Origin of the sequence: Pseudomonas sp. MWU347 (assembly GCF_017947305.1) — a bacterium.
Taxonomy (GTDB): domain Bacteria; phylum Pseudomonadota; class Gammaproteobacteria; order Pseudomonadales; family Pseudomonadaceae; genus Aquipseudomonas; species Aquipseudomonas putida_A.
On sequence record NZ_JAFGZB010000006.1, the window covers coordinates 321,465 to 341,391 of the forward strand.

Annotated in this window: 19 protein-coding genes; 7 read left to right on the top strand and 12 right to left on the bottom strand. The window is 60.9% G+C overall.

Annotation, left to right across the window (positions count from 1 at the left end):
• Nucleotides 1-16 precede the first annotated feature (16 nt).
• On the top strand, nt 17-1,204 hold the full coding sequence (gene glp, locus KCG87_RS15635; protein ID WP_210558435.1) for a gephyrin-like molybdotransferase Glp: 1,188 nt from the start codon (nt 17-19) through the stop codon (nt 1,202-1,204).
• Between the two features lie 57 nt (nt 1,205-1,261).
• Here glp and KCG87_RS15640 read toward each other — a convergent pair whose 3' ends face one another.
• Nucleotides 1,262-1,570: a hypothetical protein gene (locus tag KCG87_RS15640; RefSeq protein ID WP_171061883.1), complete on the bottom strand. Its 309-nt coding sequence runs from the start codon at nt 1,568-1,570 to the stop codon at nt 1,262-1,264.
• A gap of 318 nt (nt 1,571-1,888) precedes the next feature.
• On the opposite strand from KCG87_RS15640, the gene yegS reads away from it, so the two are divergent.
• Nucleotides 1,889-2,806 (top strand): lipid kinase YegS, encoded by a 918-nt coding sequence (gene yegS / locus KCG87_RS15645; protein ID WP_096794975.1) that lies wholly within the window; start codon nt 1,889-1,891, stop codon nt 2,804-2,806.
• Here the strand turns inward: yegS and KCG87_RS15650 are convergent.
• The 3 genes from KCG87_RS15650 to KCG87_RS15660 form a co-directional block, all read right to left on the bottom strand.
• Nucleotides 2,790-3,449: a response regulator transcription factor gene (locus KCG87_RS15650; protein WP_007969079.1), complete on the bottom strand. Its 660-nt coding sequence runs from the start codon at nt 3,447-3,449 to the stop codon at nt 2,790-2,792. The two genes, yegS and KCG87_RS15650, sit on opposite strands and share 17 nt — an antisense overlap.
• Entirely contained in the window at nt 3,446-4,339 is an 894-nt protein-coding gene (locus KCG87_RS15655) for a sensor histidine kinase (protein ID WP_027613415.1), read from the bottom strand. The genes KCG87_RS15650 and KCG87_RS15655 overlap by 4 nt, the downstream gene beginning before the upstream one ends.
• Before the next feature lie 491 nt (nt 4,340-4,830).
• Complete coding sequence (locus tag KCG87_RS15660) at nt 4,831-5,301, bottom strand: hypothetical protein (protein WP_098964877.1); 471 nt, start codon at nt 5,299-5,301, stop codon at nt 4,831-4,833.
• 456 nt (nt 5,302-5,757) lie between these two features.
• Between KCG87_RS15660 and KCG87_RS15665 the strand changes: the two genes are divergently transcribed.
• On the top strand, nt 5,758-6,693 hold the full coding sequence (locus KCG87_RS15665) for a chemotaxis protein CheV (RefSeq protein WP_003226705.1): 936 nt from the start codon (nt 5,758-5,760) through the stop codon (nt 6,691-6,693).
• Nucleotides 6,694-6,893: 200 nt separating this feature from the next.
• A complete protein-coding gene (locus KCG87_RS15670) occupies nt 6,894-7,700 on the top strand; it encodes an MOSC domain-containing protein (RefSeq protein WP_210558384.1) in 807 nt (268 codons plus the stop codon).
• Between the two features lie 69 nt (nt 7,701-7,769).
• Here KCG87_RS15670 and KCG87_RS15675 read toward each other — a convergent pair whose 3' ends face one another.
• The 8 genes from KCG87_RS15675 to KCG87_RS15710 all read right to left on the bottom strand — a co-directional run bounded on the left by KCG87_RS15675 (nt 7,770) and on the right by KCG87_RS15710 (nt 17,127).
• Entirely contained in the window at nt 7,770-8,054 is a 285-nt protein-coding gene (locus KCG87_RS15675) for a pyrimidine/purine nucleoside phosphorylase (RefSeq protein WP_097088279.1), read from the bottom strand.
• A 114-nt stretch (nt 8,055-8,168) separates the two neighbouring features.
• Nucleotides 8,169-8,711: an exonuclease domain-containing protein gene (locus KCG87_RS15680; protein ID WP_027613412.1), complete on the bottom strand. Its 543-nt coding sequence runs from the start codon at nt 8,709-8,711 to the stop codon at nt 8,169-8,171.
• 70 nt (nt 8,712-8,781) lie between these two features.
• A complete protein-coding gene (locus KCG87_RS15685) occupies nt 8,782-10,743 on the bottom strand; it encodes an acetyl/propionyl/methylcrotonyl-CoA carboxylase subunit alpha (protein WP_210558386.1) in 1,962 nt (653 codons plus the stop codon).
• 109 nt (nt 10,744-10,852) lie between these two features.
• On the bottom strand, nt 10,853-11,650 hold the full coding sequence (locus KCG87_RS15690; protein ID WP_210558388.1) for an enoyl-CoA hydratase-related protein: 798 nt from the start codon (nt 11,648-11,650) through the stop codon (nt 10,853-10,855).
• A complete protein-coding gene (gene atuD / locus KCG87_RS15695) occupies nt 11,647-12,804 on the bottom strand; it encodes a citronellyl-CoA dehydrogenase (RefSeq protein ID WP_027613409.1) in 1,158 nt (385 codons plus the stop codon). The genes KCG87_RS15690 and atuD overlap by 4 nt, the downstream gene beginning before the upstream one ends.
• Before the next feature lie 30 nt (nt 12,805-12,834).
• The gene (gene atuC / locus KCG87_RS15700) at nt 12,835-14,451 is read right to left on the bottom strand and encodes a geranyl-CoA carboxylase subunit beta (protein ID WP_027613408.1); all 1,617 of its coding nucleotides are present in this window, start codon (nt 14,449-14,451) and stop codon (nt 12,835-12,837) included.
• 3 nt (nt 14,452-14,454) lie between these two features.
• Complete coding sequence (locus KCG87_RS15705; RefSeq protein WP_115989249.1) at nt 14,455-15,324, bottom strand: SDR family oxidoreductase; 870 nt, start codon at nt 15,322-15,324, stop codon at nt 14,455-14,457.
• Nucleotides 15,325-15,336: 12 nt separating this feature from the next.
• Nucleotides 15,337-17,127, bottom strand: a complete 1,791-nt coding sequence (locus tag KCG87_RS15710) for an acyclic terpene utilization AtuA family protein (protein ID WP_210558389.1) — start codon at nt 17,125-17,127, stop codon at nt 15,337-15,339.
• Between the two features lie 183 nt (nt 17,128-17,310).
• On the opposite strand from KCG87_RS15710, the gene KCG87_RS15715 reads away from it, so the two are divergent.
• From KCG87_RS15715 to KCG87_RS15725, 3 genes are all read left to right on the top strand, one after another.
• The gene (locus KCG87_RS15715) at nt 17,311-17,934 is read left to right on the top strand and encodes a TetR/AcrR family transcriptional regulator (RefSeq protein ID WP_027613405.1); all 624 of its coding nucleotides are present in this window, start codon (nt 17,311-17,313) and stop codon (nt 17,932-17,934) included.
• Nucleotides 17,935-18,026: 92 nt separating this feature from the next.
• Nucleotides 18,027-18,824: a transporter substrate-binding domain-containing protein gene (locus tag KCG87_RS15720; RefSeq protein ID WP_098964866.1), complete on the top strand. Its 798-nt coding sequence runs from the start codon at nt 18,027-18,029 to the stop codon at nt 18,822-18,824.
• A gap of 79 nt (nt 18,825-18,903) precedes the next feature.
• On the top strand, nt 18,904-19,917 hold the full coding sequence (locus KCG87_RS15725) for a GNAT family N-acetyltransferase (protein ID WP_098964864.1): 1,014 nt from the start codon (nt 18,904-18,906) through the stop codon (nt 19,915-19,917).
• Nucleotides 19,918-19,927 lie beyond the last annotated feature (10 nt).

A 19,927-nucleotide genomic window follows, 5' to 3' on the forward strand; every position in this document is an offset into this window, starting at 1 on the left:
CAAGACCGGCAGCCTGATGCCTGTCGAGCAAGCGTTGGCCCGCCTGCTGGAGATGGCTGAAGCCTCGCCGATTGTCGAACGCGAGTTTCTGCCCTTGGCCGAAGTCGAGGGGCGGGTGCTCGCCGAGGACCTGGTTTCGACCCTGGACCTGCCACCCTGGCCAAATAGCGCCATGGATGGTTATGCCCTGAATCTGGCCGACTGGACCGGCGCACCGCTGCCGGTCAGCCAGAAAGTCTTTGCCGGGCAGGCGCCTGAACCGTTGAAGCCCGGTACCTGTGCGCGGATCTTCACCGGTGCGCCAGTGCCTGCCGGGGCCGATTGCGTGGAAATGCAGGAGAACGCCGAAGTTCAGGACGATGGCAGCGTGCGTTTCATCGAAACCATGAGCGTCGGCCAGAACATTCGCCCGCAAGGCCAGGAAACCACGATGGGTGAGTTGATTCTGGCTGCAGGTACCCGGCTGGGACCGATCGAACAAGGTCTGGCGGCGTCGCTGGGGTGTGCCGGGCTGAATGTGGTGCGCAAGGTCCGAGTGGCGGTGCTGTCCACCGGCGATGAGCTGGTTGAGCCGGGCCGGCCGCTGGGGCCGGGGCAGATCTACAACAGTAATCGGGTGGTGTTGTGCAGTTGGCTGCAGCGCCTGGGTTGTGAAGTGATTGATGCCGGTATTCTTCCGGACGATCTGGCGACCACGCGGGCGCGCCTTGGCGGCTTGCAGGGTGTCGACCTGATTCTCTCGACCGGAGGCGTGTCGGTCGGTGAAGCGGATTTTCTTGGCATCGCATTGCGGGAAGAGGGCGAGCTGGCGCTGTGGAAACTAGCCATCAAACCGGGCAAGCCGCTGACAGTTGGCCATTTTCGCAAGGTGCCGGTCATCGGCCTGCCGGGCAACCCCGCTTCGACGCTGGTGACCTTTGCTCTGCTCACGCGGCCCTACTTGCTGCGGCGTCAGGGCGTACAGGATGTCGAACCTCTGAAGTTTACGGTTCCGGCAGGTTTTGTCTGGCCTGTGGCCGGCAATCGGCGCGAATACCTGCGCGGTCGTCTCGAGCAGGGGCGGGCGATCATCTACCGCAATCAAAGCTCCGGTGTGCTGCGCAGCGCGGCCTGGGCGGATGGTCTGGTAGAGGTGCTGGAAGGCCGCACGCTGGTAGAAGGCGATGAGGTCGGGTTCATTCCCCTGAGTGACCTGCTCGGCTGATCCGCTTCCGGTAATTGCAGGCTCGACCGATACCGCGTCGATGCCTGCATTCCTCTGTCAATGGCTCATCAGTGTGACCAACTGATCGAACCGGCTGTTGGCAACCCATCCCAGCAGTCCCAGGACCACCGCCGTCGCACCCGCCGAATAGGCGAGACGGTGCTTGATGGTCTTTACATCCCCGCGAACTTCGTCCATATCCCGACGAATGTATTTGAGGTGGGTTTCCAGTTCGGTCACGCGCGGTTCCATATCAACTTCTCCAGCGGTTCTGGCGTTCTTTCTGAAATCGGATTTGTGACTGGCGCGACTTTCGTCCAGAGGGGCAACCGGACTATTTGCAATTCTGGCTTCATGGCTTGGCATGGAAATGTCCATCGGCTGTTTCAAGTGTAAGCGCACCGGCCTTCCCGTCATCCAGACTGCCAACAGCTCCGAGGGTGTATCCAATCATTACCTGCACATCCTTGTGTTGTTGAATCGAAAATTGATACCACCTGCACAAGGTGAATCAAGGATCGTGTCCGGTCAATTGAGCCGATTCCTCACATGTTGTAAGAAAAAATACCGTCGCGTAGGACGCAACAGGTCAGTCGCTTGAATTAAATGGTGTTCCCATGGCTTTTTTGCCTGCACCAGTGGTCAAGATGTTTCATACCGATTCAATCTTGGGGAGTGACCGTAATGAGTGAACGCAGGGCGCTGTTGATTCTGCATGGCAAGCAGGCACTCAATGAGGCGGTTCGCGCCGCCGTCGAAGGCAAACGCAAGCAGGGCTGGGAATTGGCCGTACGGCTGACCTGGGAGGCCGGTGACGCTCAGCGTCTGGTGGAAGAAGCACTGGCGAGTGGCTATCGGAAGATCATCGCCGGAGGCGGAGATGGCACGTTGCGCGATATCGCTGAAGCGCTTGCCGCGCATCCGGACGAGGCCAGTCTGGTGCTGTTGCCGCTAGGAACGGCTAACGATTTTTCCCGCGCGGCGGGGATCCCGCTGGAGCCGGCCGAAGCACTGGAAATGCTCGACGTGCCACCGCGCAAGATTGATCTGGGCGAAGTCGGTGGGCAGATTTTCCTGAACATGGCGACGGGTGGTTTCGGCAGCCAGGTCACGGCCAATACCTCTGAAGATCTGAAAAAAGTGCTCGGCGGGGCCGCTTATCTGTTCACCGGATTGTCGCGCTTCAGTGAGCTGCACGCGGCTTACGGTGAACTGCAAGGGCCGGACTTTCACTGGAGCGGCGAGCTGCTCGCATTGGGCATCGGCAACGGTCGTCAGGCAGGCGGCGGACACGTCTTGTGCCCGCAGGCACTGGCGGACGATGGTCTATTGGACATCAGTATTCTGCCGGCGCCACAGGAGTTGGTGGGCACGCTGAAGAACCTGCTCAGCGACGGCTTCGGCCTCGACAATATGTTTGTCCGGGCCCGTTTGCCCTGGGTCGAAATCAAGGTCGCCGAGGGGCTGAGCATCAACCTTGACGGCGAGCCGCTGGAGGGCGACAGCCTGCGTTTCGAGGCGCGCCCCGCCGCCTTGCAGGTGCATTTGCCGGAGCATTCGCCGCTGTTGGGCGGCGCGGGTTCGATCAGTCGTCCAGACTGATGATCTGTTCGCGCACCGCGAACAGCACCAGACCCGCCACGTCGTAGATCTGCAGGCGTTTCATGATCTGCGAGCGGTGGGTCTCGACGGTCTTGATGCTCAGGCCCAGGCCGTTGGCGATCTCCCGGGTGGATTTGCCGCGTACGATCAACCGCAGGATTTCCAGCTGGCGTGCCGTCAGATTGTGCGAGTCGGCCACTTCCGGCTGGTTTTTCTGCGTGCGGGTCAGCGCCTGGTTGATCACGGTGTGGGCGATGGCCGGACTCAGGTAACGCTCGTTATTACGCAAGGCTTCGAGGGCGTGTTCAAGCTCGGTGGCCGTGGTGTCCTTGAGCAGGTAACCGTGCGCGCCGGACTCCAGCGCCTGCATGATCAGCGCCGGATCGGTGTGCATCGAGAGAATCAGCACCTTGCTTTGCGGGCGCACCCGCTTGAGCCGTTGCAAGGCTTCCAGGCCACCGGTTTCCTTCATCGAGATATCCAGCAACACGATGTCGGGCGCCAGTTGCTCGACCATTTCGAGCAACTGCGAGCCGTCGCTGGCTTCGCCAACGACCGCGTAACCGGGAATATCGAGCACCAGAGCGCGCACGCCGGCCCTGATCAGCGAGTGGTCATCCACCAGAAGTAAGTTACAAGTCAACGCATAACCTTATTCGTACTGGCCCGCTCGAGTGCACGGGGCGCCCAGGGGAATAGTGCTTCGATTTGAGTGCCTTTGCCCGGCTCGCTGATGACGTTCAGCGTGCCGCCCAACTGTTCGATCCTTTCGGCCATCCCGGCCATTCCGCGCTGTCCTTCCCGGCCCGGGTCCGCGGCAGGCGCAAAGCCTTGGCCGTCGTCGCTGATCAACAGCGTCAGGCCTTTTGGCAAGCGTTGCACGCGGATCAGCAGATTGCTGGCCTGCGCGTGACGCAGAATGTTGGTGACCGCTTCCTGGGCAATGCGAAAGGCAGCGACCGCCATTTCTTCCGGAATGCCATTGAGCCGTTGCTGGCAATCGAGGCTCCAGTGCACCGAGGTGTTCGCCAGGGTCTTGAGCAGGTGCGCGCGCAGACTGGCCTCCAGCCCGAGGCTGGTCAGTTGGCGCGGATTGAGAATGGCGGAAACGTCGCGCACCTTGTTGAGGGTTTCATCAAGGGTGTCGCAGAGTGTCGAGCATTGCGCTTGCAAGTCGGCTGGCAGGCGTTTTTTCAGCCATTCACTTTGCAGCTTGGCCGCTGTCAGTAACTGGCCGATATCGTCGTGCAGTTCACGGCTGAGACGGTGGCGTTCGTTTTCCTGGACTTCCAGCAAACGGTCGGCGAGTTCCTGAGGCTGAAACTTGATCGATTTGCGCGACAGTCGATATTGCACCCAGACACAAGCAGTGGCGGCAATATTCAACAGCAGCAGACCCAGTGAGAGCGGAGCAGACAATCCGTAGGTCAGCAGGCTGCCAGCGGCGGCGATGACACTCAATATGAGAGTGAACCGGCGTGCATTTTCCCGGGACGGTGGCCATTTGATGATTGACTTGAGGCTGGCGTACATAACGGATGGAGCCAATGGATGTTCGCTACGGGCAGACCGGCCGGTGGCTGGCGGATCTCTGTCTGAAAATGCTGTCAATTATGTTATTGATTTTAACGAAGTACAGTGAACGATATTCGACCATCAAGTTCGTTGGATGACAGTCGCTGAATCACTGTGCCATTAGTTGAAAGCAACTAACGGTCGGCATAATACCACTTAAGATACCGTTGGTCGCGTTTGCGATATATGTCCAATGAGTCAGGAAATACGTCATGTTGGACGTGAGTTCCATTATGGAAAATGTCGTTTTATTGTGCTTGGTAGAGATCCGTACGGTTCGAAGTTGATCGTTACACAGATACAGGCAAACCCTGAGGCCGCGGCAGAATATCTGCTGGTGTCAGGTGTGATTATTTAATTCGAATTGTCGCTGGCAGGTATGAACTATCCAATTGCGACAATCAGCGATTCCCGTCTTCAGCCTGGATTTACGCTTTGAATGCGGCGGATCACGCCTGACGCTCGGAATAAGACAACAGCGAAACCGGCTGAGGCCGGAGCGGTGGCTTGAACTGGTTTTGACCGACCTGAAACGCGAAAGCTTCGATCAGTGAGGTTTGTTCGCTGCCATCCAGGCTCAATTGGCCGGTATTGTGATCGACCAGTTCAATCTGCCAGGCCATCAAGGTGAAACAGTCCTGCAGCGCATTCAGCGCCTGTGCGTGCAGATCGATATGATCCGGCGCGTGGTCGAGCAGGCTGTGAATATGCAGGGAAAACTCGGAGATCGCCTCCAGTGCCAACGCTTCAGCCCGACTCGCCAGTTTGAGCAGGGTGTTGCGCATGCAGTCGATGGCGTCTTTGTCGTTGCTGATCAATTGCAGGTGGCTCAGGCACTCTTCGGACTTGGCCAGGAGTGTTTCAGCTTCGACGAGGAATTCGGGAAAGCGTTGCGCCCAGTCTTTACGGTCGATTGGCATGCTTATCTCCACAGCGTCATGTCTGATGAGGGAATGCCGTGTGTGTCGACGTTCGTGGATCGTCGGGAGATCGCGCCCCACCGTGCAATTGCACTGGCTGAGGTTTTCCAGAGGGTGGGGTTCCACTGACCTGCGATCGCACACAATAGCCTGACTCCGTTCATGCAATGAGAATGGCGTCACATTAATGGCTATTGGATATTGCGAACATCAGGTTGGGCCTGATTGTTCCTAGGGGATTCCCTTACGCGCGGGAACCTGTGGCGCAAACTGTGGTCGCGCCAGAAGAGAATGTAGCAGATGAAAACACCGGGTCAGTAAACCATGATGTTAATGTGACATCAATGCCCATGTGTGGCATTTTGATGGTGAATTTTGTGGGGATCAAGAATCGCCATAAACAGCCGATAACCCCACTTAGTAGTGAATTCATCAGAACAAGCCCAGGAGTCATTGATGGCCGGCATTCTCGACACGGTAGACCAACGCACGCAACTGGTGGGTGAGAATCGCCTGGAAATTCTCATGTTTCGACTGGCCGGACGCCAATTGTTCGCGATCAACGTGTTCAAGGTTCAGGAAGTTCTCCAACTGCCGAAGTTGACCCTGATGCCACAGCGTCACCCGTTTGTCTGCGGCGTGGTCAACCTGCGTGGGCAGACGCTGCCGGTGATCGATCTGTCTCAGGCGATCGGCATGCGCCCGCTGGTGCCGGGCCCGAACAGCACCATCATCGTCACCGAGTACAACCGTTCGGTGCAGGCTTTCCTCGTCGGTGGCGTGGATCGCATCGTCAACATGAACTGGGAAGCCATTCTGCCGCCGCCGACCAGTGCTGGCCGCCAGCACTACCTGACTGCAATCAGCAAGGTTGACGATCAATTGGTGGAAATCATCGACGTCGAGAAAGTCCTCGCCGAAATCGTCCCGTACAACGCCAAGGTCTCGCGTGACAAGCTCGATGATCCGGTGCTGGAGCGTGCCCGTGGCCGCGAAGTGCTTCTGGTGGACGACTCCAACGTGGCGCTTTCGCAACTGCGCGACACCCTTGGCCAGCTCGGGGTGAAAATGCACATCGCCAGCGACGGTCTGAAGGCGCTGAACATGCTCAAGGCCTGGGCCGATACCGGCGTGAACATGACCGACAAACTGCTGATGGTGTTCACCGACGCGGAGATGCCGGAAATGGACGGCTATCGCCTGACCACCGAGATCCGCAACGATCCGCGTCTGCGCGGTCTGTACGTGGTGTTACACACTTCACTGTCCGGCAGCTTCAACGACTCGATGGTGAAGAAGGTCGGTTGCGACAACTTCCTCTCCAAATTCCAGCCGGACAAACTGGTCGATGTGGTGCGTCAGCGTCTGATGCTCGATGAAGTGCCGGCCTGACGAAAACCTGTAGCGAGGGGATTTATCCCCGATGGACTGCGCAGCGGTCCCGCTTCTTGATTCAGGTGGGGCCGCTTCGCGCCCCATCGGGGATAAATCCCCTCGCCACAAAGTTATCTTTTCAGGGGGGCGCGCATCTGTCTTTGATTCGCCGATAAAGCTCGTATAGGGTGGCTTTTTTGCCCACCAGGGAGCTGGCCATGCTGCGTCTGAGCGCGCTTTATCGTTATCCGTTGAAATCCGGCAAACCCGAGATTCTGCAATCGATTGGCCTGGACAAACTGGGCCTTGCAGGGGACCGACGCTGGATGCTCGTGGATGAAGCCAGCGGCCGCTTTCTGACCCAGCGGGCCGAGGCGAAAATGAGCCAGTTGTCGGCGCTTTGGAATGCGCAGGGCGGTCTGACCCTGAGTGCCCCCGGGCTTGCCGCGCTGGACGTGCCATTGCCCGAGGCCGATTCCGACTTGCGCGGTGTGACCATCTGGCGTGACACCCTGCGCGTGCCGGATGCCGGTGATGCAGCGGGCCGCTGGGTCAGCGATTTCATCGGCAAACCGACCCGTCTGGTGCAGGTGCCGCTTGATCGCGCGCGCATGACGCAGGCCGGTTATGGCCGTGAGGACGATCAGGTCGCGTTCGCTGACGGTTTCCCGCTGTTGCTGATTGGCGAAGCGTCACTTGAGGATCTGGTGCAAAAGGTCGGACGACCGCTGGAGATGTTGCGCTTTCGGCCGAATCTGGTGATCGAAGGCAGCGCGGCGTTCGCCGAGGACGGCTGGAAGCGCATTCGTATCGGTGACGTCGAGTTCCGCGTGGTGAAGCCTTGCTCGCGCTGCATTCTGACCACCATCGATCCGCAAACCGGCGAACGCAGTGCTGATCGCGAACCGCTGGCAACCCTGCAGAAATACCGTGCTCAGGCCGATGGTGCGATGTTCGGGCAAAATTTGGTCAACGACAGCAATGGTCAGCTGGAAGTCGGAATGCCGGTGGAAATCCTCGAGTAACCTGCCGGAAATGAAAATGCCCGTGTCCATGGACACGGGCATTTTTTTGCACCGGGAAAAACCGTGGGCTTAGCCGCGGTATTCGCACAGGTAAGCAGTCTCAACGGCGACTTTCAGCTGGAACTTGCTGTTGGCCGGAACGTTGAACTGGCTGCCGGCGGCGAAGGTTTCCCAGTCGCTGCTGTCCGGCAGTTTGACGGTCAGCGCACCGGAGACCACGTGCATGATCTCGCGCTGAGCGGTACCGAATTCGTATTCGCCCGGGGCCATGACGCCGATGGTCGCCGGACCTTCAGCGGTGCCAAAAGCGATCGACTTGACGGTGCCGTCGAAGTACTCGTTGACTTTGAACATGGGCGATTCCTCTCGAAAAGGGCAAAAAAGGGTTAAAAAAGGCTGGCCAGTATGCACAACGCTCCCGGCGCCGTCACCTGCCCGGGGCGTGTCCGGCGAGTTCTCGCCCTGACTTCAGAGTGGCAAGACCAACGGCAGCAACCGCGCGGTATTGCGCGCATCTTCCAGGGCTCGGTGCTGTTGACCGCTGAACTGCATGCCGGCCAGTTGCAGCGCACCGTTCAAGCCCAGCGGTCGTTCCAGGCGCCGGGCCTTGGCGAAGCGCTGCTTGAGGTTCATGTGTGGCACCCGGCTCAGCAGGCTGTCGAGCTGCAGGCGCTGCCATTCCTGGAGCAACTGCTTGCGGTCGTAATCGCCCCAACTGGCCCAGCCTTCGAGGCGCGTCTGGTGTTGCCCGAGCCAGCGTTCGAAGGCCGGCCAGACCTCGTTCAACGGCTGCGCGGCGTCGATGTTGGCCTGGGTGATGTGCGTGAGCTCACGGCAGAACGGCGTCAGCAACGGCCGCCGGGTCGGTTTGACGAACCGCTGAAAGTGATCCTGCTCGCGACCGGCACGGTCGACCAGCGTCGCGCCGATTTCGATGATTTCCATTTCCGTAACCGGCCAGCCACCTTCATCTGTGGTGGCTTCCAGATCAATGACCAGCCAATGGGGCATCGCAGGTTTCCTGATTTACGCGTCCTGATAGATCAGAGCGTAGTCAAACCTTGCGTTTGCGCCTGGCGACTCACTCGACCTGCAACAGAACCTGACGATTTTTTACCTGATCGCCGACCTTGACCTGCACCCGCTTGAGCACGCCGTCGATGCCGGCCTTGAGCGGATGCTCCATTTTCATTGCCTCCAGCACCACCAGCAACTGACCCTTGCTGACCGGGCTGCCTTCGCTGACCAGCACGTCGACGATGGCACCGTCCATCGGCGCCTTCAGGGTGCCGGAGCTGACGCTGCTCTGACTGCTGATCAGCGCATGAGTTCGATCCTCCAGGCGCAGGTTGCCGGGGTGGGTGAACAGCCAGAGTTCTTCGTCATCGATCCGGTAGGCGTGACGCTGGCGCAGGCCGTCGACTTCCAGTGTCACCGCGCGCTCGTCGCAATTGATGACGGTCAGTACCAGTGCGCGCTGCATCACGTTCACGGTGAAGCGGCCAGCGCTGCCAGCGTGCAGTTGCAAGGTCCAGTCCTGCTGTTCAAGCCCGAGGCGGTAATTGAGCGGCGCGCCGACATTGTTGCGCCAACCCTTGAGCGGCGCACGATGCACCTGCGCGCCAGCCTGATAAAACAGCACGGCGGCGATGGCCAGCTCCTCGGCAGTGGGGGCGTAAGTGTGCAGGCATGGGTGGTCAGTGAAATGCTGAGCAATGAACGCGGTGCTGAACTCGCCGCTGATGAACTGCGGATGCTGCAGCAGGCTGACCAGCAAACGCTGGTTGCTCTGAACGCCGAGCAGCACGCTGTCCTGCACCGCGCGCAGCAGCTTGCGCCGTGCCTCCTCGCGAGTGGCGCCGTGGGCGATCAGTTTGCCGAGCATCGGATCATAAAACGGGCTGATCGACTGACCTTCGCGCAAGCCATGATCGATCCGCGCCCCCGGACCCAACGCCGGTTCCCAGGCCTGTACACGACCGGTCTGCGGCAGGAAATTCTGCGTCGGATCTTCGGCATACAGACGCACTTCCATGGCGTGACCGTTCAGCGCGACCTGATCCTGAGTCAACGGCAGCGGCTGCCCCTCGGCGACGGCCAATTGCCAGGCGACCAGATCCTGCCCGGTGATCAACTCGGTCACCGGATGCTCGACCTGCAGACGCGTGTTCATTTCCAGAAAGTAGAACTGCCCACGGGCATCGAGCAGAAACTCGACGGTGCCGGCACCGACGTAATTCACCGCTCGGCCAGCCTTCAATGCCGCTTCGCCCATGGCCTGGCGCAACTCGCGGGTCATCACCGGGCAGGGTGCTTCCTCGACGACTTTCTGATGGCGGCGCTGCACCGAGCAGTCGCGCTCGCCGAGGTAGATCAGGTTGCCGTGATGATCGCCGAACAGTTGTACCTCGACGTGCCGTGGTTCGATCAGTGCCTGTTCGAGGATCAGTTCGTCGCTGCCGAAACCGTTCAGCGCTTCGGAGCGGGCGGTGCGCAATTGCGCCGGCAATTCCTCGCTGCTGTGCACCAGACGCATGCCGCGTCCACCGCCGCCAGCACTGGCCTTGATCATCAGCGGGTAGCCGATGCGCTCGGCTTCACGCAGCAGAGTGGCGTCGTCCTGCGCGGCGCCTTGATAGCCGGCGATGCAAGGAACACCGGCGTCGAGCATGGCGATTTTCGACAGGCGCTTGCTGCCCATCAGTTCGATGGCCTCGGCGCTGGGGCCAATGAAGGTCAGACCGGCCTCTGCGCAGGCGCGGGCGAATTCGGCGTTTTCCGAGAGAAAGCCATAGCCGGGATGGATCGCGTCGGCACCGCTGCGGCGGGCGGCGTCGAGGATCGCCGGGATGTTCAGGTAGGACTGTTGCACCGGTGCGGCGCCGATGTTCACCGCTTGATCGGCCATCTGCACGTGCAGGGCATTGGCGTCGGCATCGCTGAATACGGCGACGGTGCGATAGCCGAGGGCCTGGGCGGTGCGCTGGATGCGGCAGGCGATTTCACCGCGGTTGGCGATCAGGATTTTGTGGATGACGGGCATGGCTGTTCCCTCGGAATTTGCGGTGTCGGTGCTGGCCTCTTCGCGAGCAAGCCCGCTCCCACATTTGGAATGCGTTCCGTCTGTGGGAGCGAGCCTGCTCGCGAAGCTTTTAAGGGGCCCATCGCGGTTTACGCTTTTGCACGAAAGCCAGGGTGCCCTCGATCCCTTCGGCCCCGGTCACCGCTTCGCTGAAACACCGCGACGCTTCATCCAGCAATTCACTCGAAGGCTGCCCGGCACTGGCGAGCAGCAGCTTTTTGGTCGCCGCATTCGCTTCGGGCGCGCAGCACAAAACATGGTCGAGCACTTCGTCGAGTCGTTCTGCCAGTGCCTGCGGATCCTGCTCGACGAAATGCACCAGCCCCAACCGCCGCGCCTGATGACCATCGAAACGCGCAGCGGTCAGTGCCAGTCGGCGGGTCTCGGTCAGGCCGATGCGCTGCACCACGAATGGCGCGATCTGCGCCGGCAGCAGACCGAGGCTGGTTTCCGGCAGGCCGAACTGCGCCTGATGATCGGCCATGGCGATATCGCTGACACATGCCAGCCCGAAACCACCACCGAGCACTGCGCCCTGTAAAACGGTGATCAGCACTTGTGGTGCGTCCTGAGCCTCTTGCAGCAGGGCTCCAAAGGCGCGGTTCAACTCGCGGTAAGCGTCGGTGCCTTGGGCACGGGCATTGGCCATGTCCTTGATGTCGCCCCCCGCACAGAAATGCCCACCGGCACCGCTGAGGACCAGAGCGCGAACCCCGCGGTCATCGCGCACCGCCGCCAATACCGCGCGCAGTTCGGCGACCATTTGCAGGCTCATCGCATTGCGGCTGTCCGGGCGATTGAGGGTGATGTGCAGCACGCCGCCGTGCAGTTCCAGCAACAGAGTCTGGCAATCGGGCAGGGGGCTCATTTCTTTTTCCCCGGCAGGATGCCCATGAGTTTGCAGATGATCCCCAGCATGATTTCGTCGGCGCCGCCGCCGATCGAAACCAGCCGCACGTCGCGATAGGCGCGGGCCACCGGGTTGTCCCACATGAAGCCCATGCCGCCCCAATATTGCAGGCAACTGTCGCTGACTTCACGACCGAGACGGCCGGCCTTGAGCTTGGCCATCGACGCCAGACGCGTGACGTCCTGACCTTTCACATATTGCTCGGTGGCCTGATAGACCAGCGCTCGCAGGCATTCGATTTCGGTCTGCAGTTCGGCGAGGCGGAAGTGGATCACCTGATTGTCGATCAGCGCGTTGCCGAAGGTCTTGCGCTCCTTGCAGTACTCGATGGTGCTGTCGACGCAATATTCCAGACCCTTGATCATGTTCGCCGCGCCGAACAGGCGTTCTTCCTGGAACTGCAGCATCTGCATCATGAACCCGGCGCCTTCGTGGCCGATGCGGTTGCGCTGCGGCACACGCACGTTATCGAAAAACACCTGGGCAGTTTCCGAGCTGCGCATGCCGAGCTTGTCCAGGTGCGAGCTGAGGCTGATGCCCGGGGTGTTCATCGGCACCATGATCAGCGACTTGTTGATGTGCGGCTTGTCGTCCGAGGTATTGGCCAGCAGGCAGATGAAGTCGGCGCTGGGCGAGTTGGTGATCCACATCTTGCTGCCGTTGATCACGTAGTCGTCGCCGTCCTTGCGCGCGCTGGTCTTGAGTCCGGCGACGTCGGAGCCGGCACCGACTTCCGAGACGCCGATGCAACCGACCTGCTCGCCGGTGATCGCCGGACGGAGGAATTCGTCGCGTAATTCATCGGAGCCGAAACGGGCCAGCGCCGGGGTGCACATGTCGGTCTGCACGCCGATCGACATCGGAATGCCGCCGCAGTGGATAGTGCCGAACTCTTCGGCGGCGACAATCGAATAGCTGTAGTCGAGGCCCATGCCGCCGAATTTTTCCGGCTTGGAAATCCCCAGCAGGCCGAGGTCGCCGGCCTTGCGGAAAATCTCGTGGATTGGAAAGCGTCCGGCCTTTTCCCATTCATCGACGTGCGGGTTGATTTCGTGCTCGACGAATTGGCGGACGGTGCGGCGCAGTGCTTCGTGTTCCGGGGTGAAGATCATTTTTATTGTTCTCCTTGGGATCCGTGGCAGTCAGAAGCGGCTGACGCCGAAGCTGTTGGGTTGCAACGTGCGGATGTCGGCTTCGTGGCAGATATCCAGCAGGTAACCGAGCAGGGTGCGCGTATCGCGCGGATCGATCAGGCCGTCATCCCACAGGTTGGCGCTGCCGTAGAGCGCGGTGGACTGGCTGTCGAGTTTCTGCGCGGTGACCTGTTCGAGCATGTCGAGCATTTTCGGATCCGGCACCAGGCCTTCCTTGAGCTGTTTGGCCTCGGTGACGATGCGCAACACCTTGCCGGCCTGCGCGCCGCCCATTACCGCGGTGCGGCTGTTGGGCCAGGCGAAGATGAAACGTGGATCGAGACCGCGTCCGCACATCGCATAGTTGCCGGCACCGTAGGAGCCACCGACGACAATCGTCAGTTTAGGCACTCGCGCATTGGCCACCGCTTGAATCAGTTTCGAGCCGTGTTTGATCACGCCTTGCTGCTCGGACTCGGTGCCGACCATGAAACCGGTGGTGTTGTGGAAAAACAGCAGCGGCGTCTGGCTCTGGTCGCACAGCTGAATGAACTGCGCGGCCTTGCTCGCGCCGGCGGGGGTGATCGGGCCGTTGTTGCCGATCAAGCCGCAGGCGCGGCCGTGGATTTTCAACTGGCCGCAGATGGTTTGCTGATCGAACTCGCCCTTGAATTCGAGAAACTCCGATTCATCGGCAATCCGCGCAACGATTTCGCGCACGTCGTAGGGCTTCTTCGGGTCGTCGGGAATCAGCCCGAGCAGCTCGTCGATCGGGTACAGCGGCGCCTTGTATTGCGGCTCGGGCAGCCACGGCAGTTGCTCGTTCCACGGCAGCATGCGCAAGATCTCGCGGACCAGGCGCACGCCATCGGCATCGTTCTCGGCCAGATACTCGGCGGTGCCGGCGACCTGCGCGTGCATCTCGGCGCCGCCCAGCTCTTCATCGGTGGCGACCTCGCCAGTCGCGGCCTTGAGCAGTGGCGGTCCGGCGAGAAACAGCTTGGCCTTGCCGCGCACCACCACCACGTAATCCGACAGCCCCGGTTGATAGGCGCCACCGGCCGTCGCCGAGCCGTGCACCACGGTAATTTGCGGCAACCCCATGGCCGACATCCGCGCCTGATTGGCAAAACTGCGTGCGCCTTCGACGAATATCTCCGCCGCATAATTGAGGTTGGCGCCGCCGCTCTCTGCCAGAGTGATCACCGGCAGTTTGTTTTCCAGGGCGATCTGTTGCAGCCGCAGGGATTTTTTCAGGCCGGTGGGGGAGATCGTGCCGCCCTTGATCGCGCTGTTGTTGGCCACCACCATCGCCCGTATGCCGGACACGTAACCGATGCCGGCGATCAGGCCGCCACCGGCAGCGCTGCCGTCCTTGTCGTCGTGCAGCTTGTAGCCGGCCAGGCTCGCCAGTTCGAGGAACGGCGCGCCGGGGTCGAGCAGCAGGTTCAGGCGTTCGCGGGGCAGCAGTTGCCCGCGCTTGTCGAATTTGCCCTTGGCTTCGGCAGCCTTGTTCAGCAGGTTCTGTTCCAGTTGCTGGACTTGCTCGATGGCCGTGAGCATCGCCGCGCAGTTGCGCGCGAAAGCTTCACTGTGCGGATCGAGTTGGGACTGGATCTGCGGCATGGCTTACTCCTTGTCCTTGAGCACGTCGGGCAGGTACGCCCGATGGAAACCGTTGAACGACTCGCTGTGGCTTGCCTTGTGCAACGGCCATGCGCGGCTGCCGAGACTGGCCGCACCATCGATTTTCAAGGTGCTGCCGCTGATGAACGCCGCCGCCGGGCTGAGCAGAAAAACGATCGCCGCACTGACCTCCGATTCGGTACCGATGCGTTTGAGTGGCACGTGTTCGCGCAGGGTCGGGATCACGGCTTTGAAAGCGCCTTCATAAGTGTCCATGCCGCTGGACGCGATCCAGCCCGGCGCCACCGCATTGACCCGCACCCCGGCGTACCCCCACTCGAACGCGGCGGTTTTGGTGAAGTTGTCCATCCCCGAACGTGCCGCGCCCGAGTGGCCCATGCCGGGCATGCCGCCCCACATGTCGGCAAGCATGTTGACGATGTTGCCGCCGTGTTTGCTCATCGACTGGTTGAACACTTCCCGGGCCATCAGGAAGCCGCCGACCAGGTTGGTGCGCAATACGGTTTCAAAGCCTTTCTGATTGATCGCGGCCAGTGGCGACGGGTACTGGCCGCCGGCATTGTTGACCAGACCGTGGATCGGCCCGTGTTCGGCGATCAGCCCGGCGACCAGTTGTTTCACCGCGTCTTCGTCACGGATATCGCAGGCCTGCCAATGGGCGCGGCCGCCGTCTTCGCTGATTTCGGCGGCGACCTTTTGCAGCTTCTCCGGTTTGCGCCCGACCAGCAGCACAGTGGCGCCGAGCGCCGCCAGTTCATGCGCGGTGCAACGGCCGATGCCACTGCCGCCACCGGTGACGATGATGGTCTGGCCGCTGAACAGATCGGCTTTGAAAATCGATGCGTAAGCCATGAAGCCCAACCTCTAGTCGAGTTGTTCGGCGATGCTCTGCGGCACCGGGATCTGGATTTCCAGCAGTTGCTGAGCGAAGGCCTTGCCCTGGGGATCGATGCGCAGACTCGCCACGCCACCGCCGCCAAGCGCGTTCTCCAGCAGAAAATTCAGGCTGTGGGTGCCGGGCAGGTACCAGCGTTCGACCCGGCCGTGAATCGGGTCGAGCACATGGCGCATCCAGTCGACGATCACCGCTGGCGTCAGCGCTTCGGCGATCCATGGCAGGTATTCCGGTCGACGCGGCAGGACACCGATGTTGCTGTGGTTGCCCTTGTCACCGGAGCGCGCCACCGCCAGTTTCACCAACGGCACACTGGCGTCGGCGCGGCCTTGGGGTTTGGGTGGCTGGTCGGGGGTTGGCAGGTCATGGCTGTCGAGCGGCATTTGCGCGGGGAGGGCGCAGGGATGCTGTTCACCGGCCATGTCGATGTGCAGGCTGCAGGCGGTTTTATCGATCAGGAACGAGAACAGACGGATCAGCGGATACACCGTCGGCCGTCCGCCGACGATGCCGGTCAGTCCCGGTGCCATGCCGGTGGCAGCCTGGGCGATTTCCCGGGAGAACAGGATCAGCGCCGGTTTCAGTGGATGGCGCACCGCAAGTTTGATCACCACCTCGCGGCTGTCACGACGCTGGCCGTGAGGGCCGTATGTGGCTTCGCTGCCGAGCAGTTCAATGTTGACTTCGCTGTAGGGTGGCCAGCCGCGCTGGCTGAACATTTCTGCAGTCTTGTCGATGATTGCCTGACTGACGCGGCGCGCCTTGTCCACCGCATCGATGCCGGCGATCAGGCAACTGGCTGTGCAGCGGAATCCGTCCGGCCAGGTCGCGCTGACCTTGTATTTATCGCTGGGCGGCAGGCCTTTGGCTCCGTGGACGTGCACGGCGTTTTTGCCCTGTTGCTGCAGTTTCACTTGAGTGAAATCGCAGACTACATCCGGCAACAGATAGGCCTGCGGATCACCGATTTCATAGAGCATCTGCTCGCCAACGGTCAGCGGCGTCACCAATCCGCCGGAGCCTTCGGGTTTGCTCACGATGAACTGGCCGTCGGCACTGACTTCAACGATGGGAAAACCGATGTGTTCGTAGTCCGGCACGTCGCGCCAGTCGGTGAAATTGCCCCCGGTGCATTGCGCGCCGCATTCGATGATGTGCCCGGCGAGCGCGGCCTGGGCCAGTTTGTCGTAGTCGTGCCACGCCCAGCCGAACTCATGCACCAGCGCCGCACTGACCACCGCGCTGTCGACCACACGCCCGGTGATGACGATGTCGGCGCCCAGGCGCAGGGCTTCGACGATGCCCGGTGCGCCGAGGTAGGCGTTGGTCGATACGCACATCGGCGGCAGCGGCGTGCCGTTGAACATTTCGTGGATGCCTTGGGCGGCAAGTTGCTTGAATTGCGGTTGCAGGTCATCGCCGAGCAGCACGGCGATTTTCAGACTGACCCCGGCCTTGTCGCAGGCAGCCTGCAGGGCGGCGGCACAGGCTTTCGGATTGATCCCGCCGGCATTGCTGATGACGCGGATTTTCTGTTCAGCCAGTTGCGGCAGCAGCGGCGCGAGCACCTCAACGAAGTCCCCGGCGAACCCTGCCTGCGGGTCCTTCATGCGCGCGCCGGCCATGATCGACATGGTGATTTCGGCCAGGTAATCGAACACCAGATAATCCAGCTGCCCGCCGGCCACAAGTTGTGCGGCGGCGGTACTGGTGTCACCCCAGAATGCGCTGGCGCATCCGATCCGAACGGTGGTTGGCATGGTTGTCTCCGACTCAGGAACCTGCGACAGAAGTGTCTGGAGGCTACCAAGCAAGCGCTTGGTTTGTAAACCACTGAAATATCTTCTGCCCAAGCGCTTGCTTGGTTGCGGCCCGCGGCTTAAATTGCGCGCAACCCTGCGTGTTCAGGGGGCAACAGACTGATCGACTGTAGGAGAGAACGGGTGGACGAGCAAAAAGCCCTGAGGGTCATGCGCGAACTGGTCGACCAAGGCCAGTTGACCGACCCTGACAGCGCCCGCGGCAAACTGCTGCAAGTGGCGGCTCACCTGTTCCGCAACAAAGGCTACGAGCGCACCACGGTGCGTGACCTGGCGGGGGCGGTGGGGATCCAGTCCGGGAGCATTTTTCATCACTTCAAGAGCAAGGATGAAATCCTCCGGGCGGTGATGGAAGAAACCATCCGCTACAACACCGCGCTGATGCGCGCCGCGCTGGCCGAAGCCAGCAACGTGCGCGAGCGGGTGCTGGCGCTGATTCGCTGCGAGTTGCAGTCGATCATGGGCGGCAGCGGCGAAGCCATGGCGGTGCTGGTCTATGAATGGCGTTCGCTGTCCGAAGAAGGTCAGGCCCGGGTGCTGGCCCTGCGCGATGTCTATGAAGACCTCTGGTTGCAGGTGCTGGGCGAAGCCAAGGAGGCGGGGTTTATCCGTGGCGATGTATTCATTACCCGACGTTTTCTCACCGGCGCACTGTCCTGGACTACCACCTGGTTTCGTGCCGGCGGCAGCCTGAGCCTCGATCAGTTGGCCGATGAAGCGCTGATTCTGGTGCTCGAAGAGCGTTAACCCACGTTTCAACAGGTCAGGAAACTGGCTAACTGGGCGAAACCGCCTAGCTTGAATGCATTGATCGGTATTTTTTCGGGGAGTGGGGTGTTTTGAAGTCTTCGCCAATTCGGACGGCCACGGGGCTGGTACTCGTCGCGCTGACGGCATTTTCAGGGCTGCCTGCGCAGGCGGCGCAACTGGTTCGAGTGGGCGCCGCGCACTTTCCGCCTTACACCATCCGCCCGGAAAACGGTGCCGACACCGGTCTGCTGCCGGAATTGGTCGAAGCGCTGAATGCGTTGCAGAAGGAGTATCAGTTTGTCCTGGTACCGACCTCGATTCCCCGGCGTTTCGGTGACTTGAAGGAAGGGCGCACCGACATGGCGATTTTCGAAAACCCGGAGTGGGGCTGGAAGGACATTCCACACACCACGGTCGATATGGGGCTGGAAGATGCCGAGATTTTCGTCGCGCAACGCGAAGAGGGTCGGCAGCAGGATTACTTCTCGGACCTCAAGGGCAAGCGGCTGGCGCTGTACAGCGGTTATCACTACGAGTTCGCCAATTTCAACGCCGACCCCAAATTTCTCGCGGATACGTTCAAGGCCACGTTGACCTATTCCCATGACAGCAACCTGTTGATGGTGCTGCGCGGGCGCGCCGACATCGCCTTGGTCACGCGCTCCTACCTGTTCGACTACCTGAAACGCAACGAAAAGGTGGCCGACAAGTTGCTGGTGTCGCAGCGCATCGATCAGGTTTATCACCATTACTCCATTCTGCGCCCGGCCGCGCCGATCACCGGCGAGGCGTTTGGCAAATTGTTGCAGGAGCTGCGGGACAACGGGCAGATGCTGAAGATTTTCGAGCCATACAAGATCGCTCTGGTACCGGTACCGCAACACTGATTTGACCCCGCCGGCTAAATTTTCCCGTGCGGCTCACGTCCCATCGTTGAACTGTCGACGATTATCGTGAGCCCGACCCATGTCCAATCTGAATGACCTGACTGCCCTGGCCTTGCCTTCGGGCAGTGAACTGGTAGCCGATGCTACTGAAAGCCGTCTGAGCCTGAGCCTGGACGGGCAACCGCTGGTTCGCTTGCGTCTGAATCGTGACGGCACCGGCCCGATTCAGCTCGATGAGCGTTTTGCCCTGCCCCCCGGCCTGGCGTTGTGGGCTGCCTGTTACTGGTTGTTCGCCCGTGAGCCGGAGCGTCAGCAATTGCTCTGGCAACTGGACCAGCCGCCCACCGAAGCCTTGCTCAGCGGCTTGCTGGTCAGCACCGAAGTGGCCGGCGAATACCGTTGCGAGCGCACCCTGTTCTGGCAATTGCCGCAGCCATGGCTCGGTACATCGCTGAGCGGCAGCTACCCACAACAAATGGTGATCAGCCAGGGCAAGCGCCATCCGCTGCGTCCGATCAAGCCGCGCGGCGAAGTCTATCGACGCTTCGATGCACGCCTCGGGGCGTGGATTTCCCTGCGCACGCTGGAGATCGAGCAGGATCTGGCGCGGTTCAATCGCTGGCAGAACAGTCCGCGTGTCGCCAGTTTCTGGCAGGAGGAGGGCAGTCTTGAGCAGCATCGCGAATACCTGAGCAAGCTCGACGCCGATCCGCACACGCTGACGTTGATCGGCTGTTTCGACGATCAACCGTTTGCCTATTTCGAGGCCTACTGGGCCAAGGAAGACCGTATCGCGCCGTTCTATGATGTCGACAATTACGACCGTGGCATTCACATGCTGGTGGGGGAAGAGAATCACCGTGGCCCGCACAAGGTCGCGAGCTGGTTGTCGGCGCTGGTGCACTATCTGTTTCTGGATGATCCGCGTACCCAGCGCGTGGTCGCCGAACCGCGTGCCGACAACGCGAAGATGATCGGCCACATGCAGAATCAGTGCTTCCACTGCGAGAAGGAATTCGACTTTCCGCACAAGCGCGCGGCGTTGATGATTCTGGGGCGTGAGCGGTTTTTTGATCGGTGCAAGCTGGCCTGAAGTGACAAGG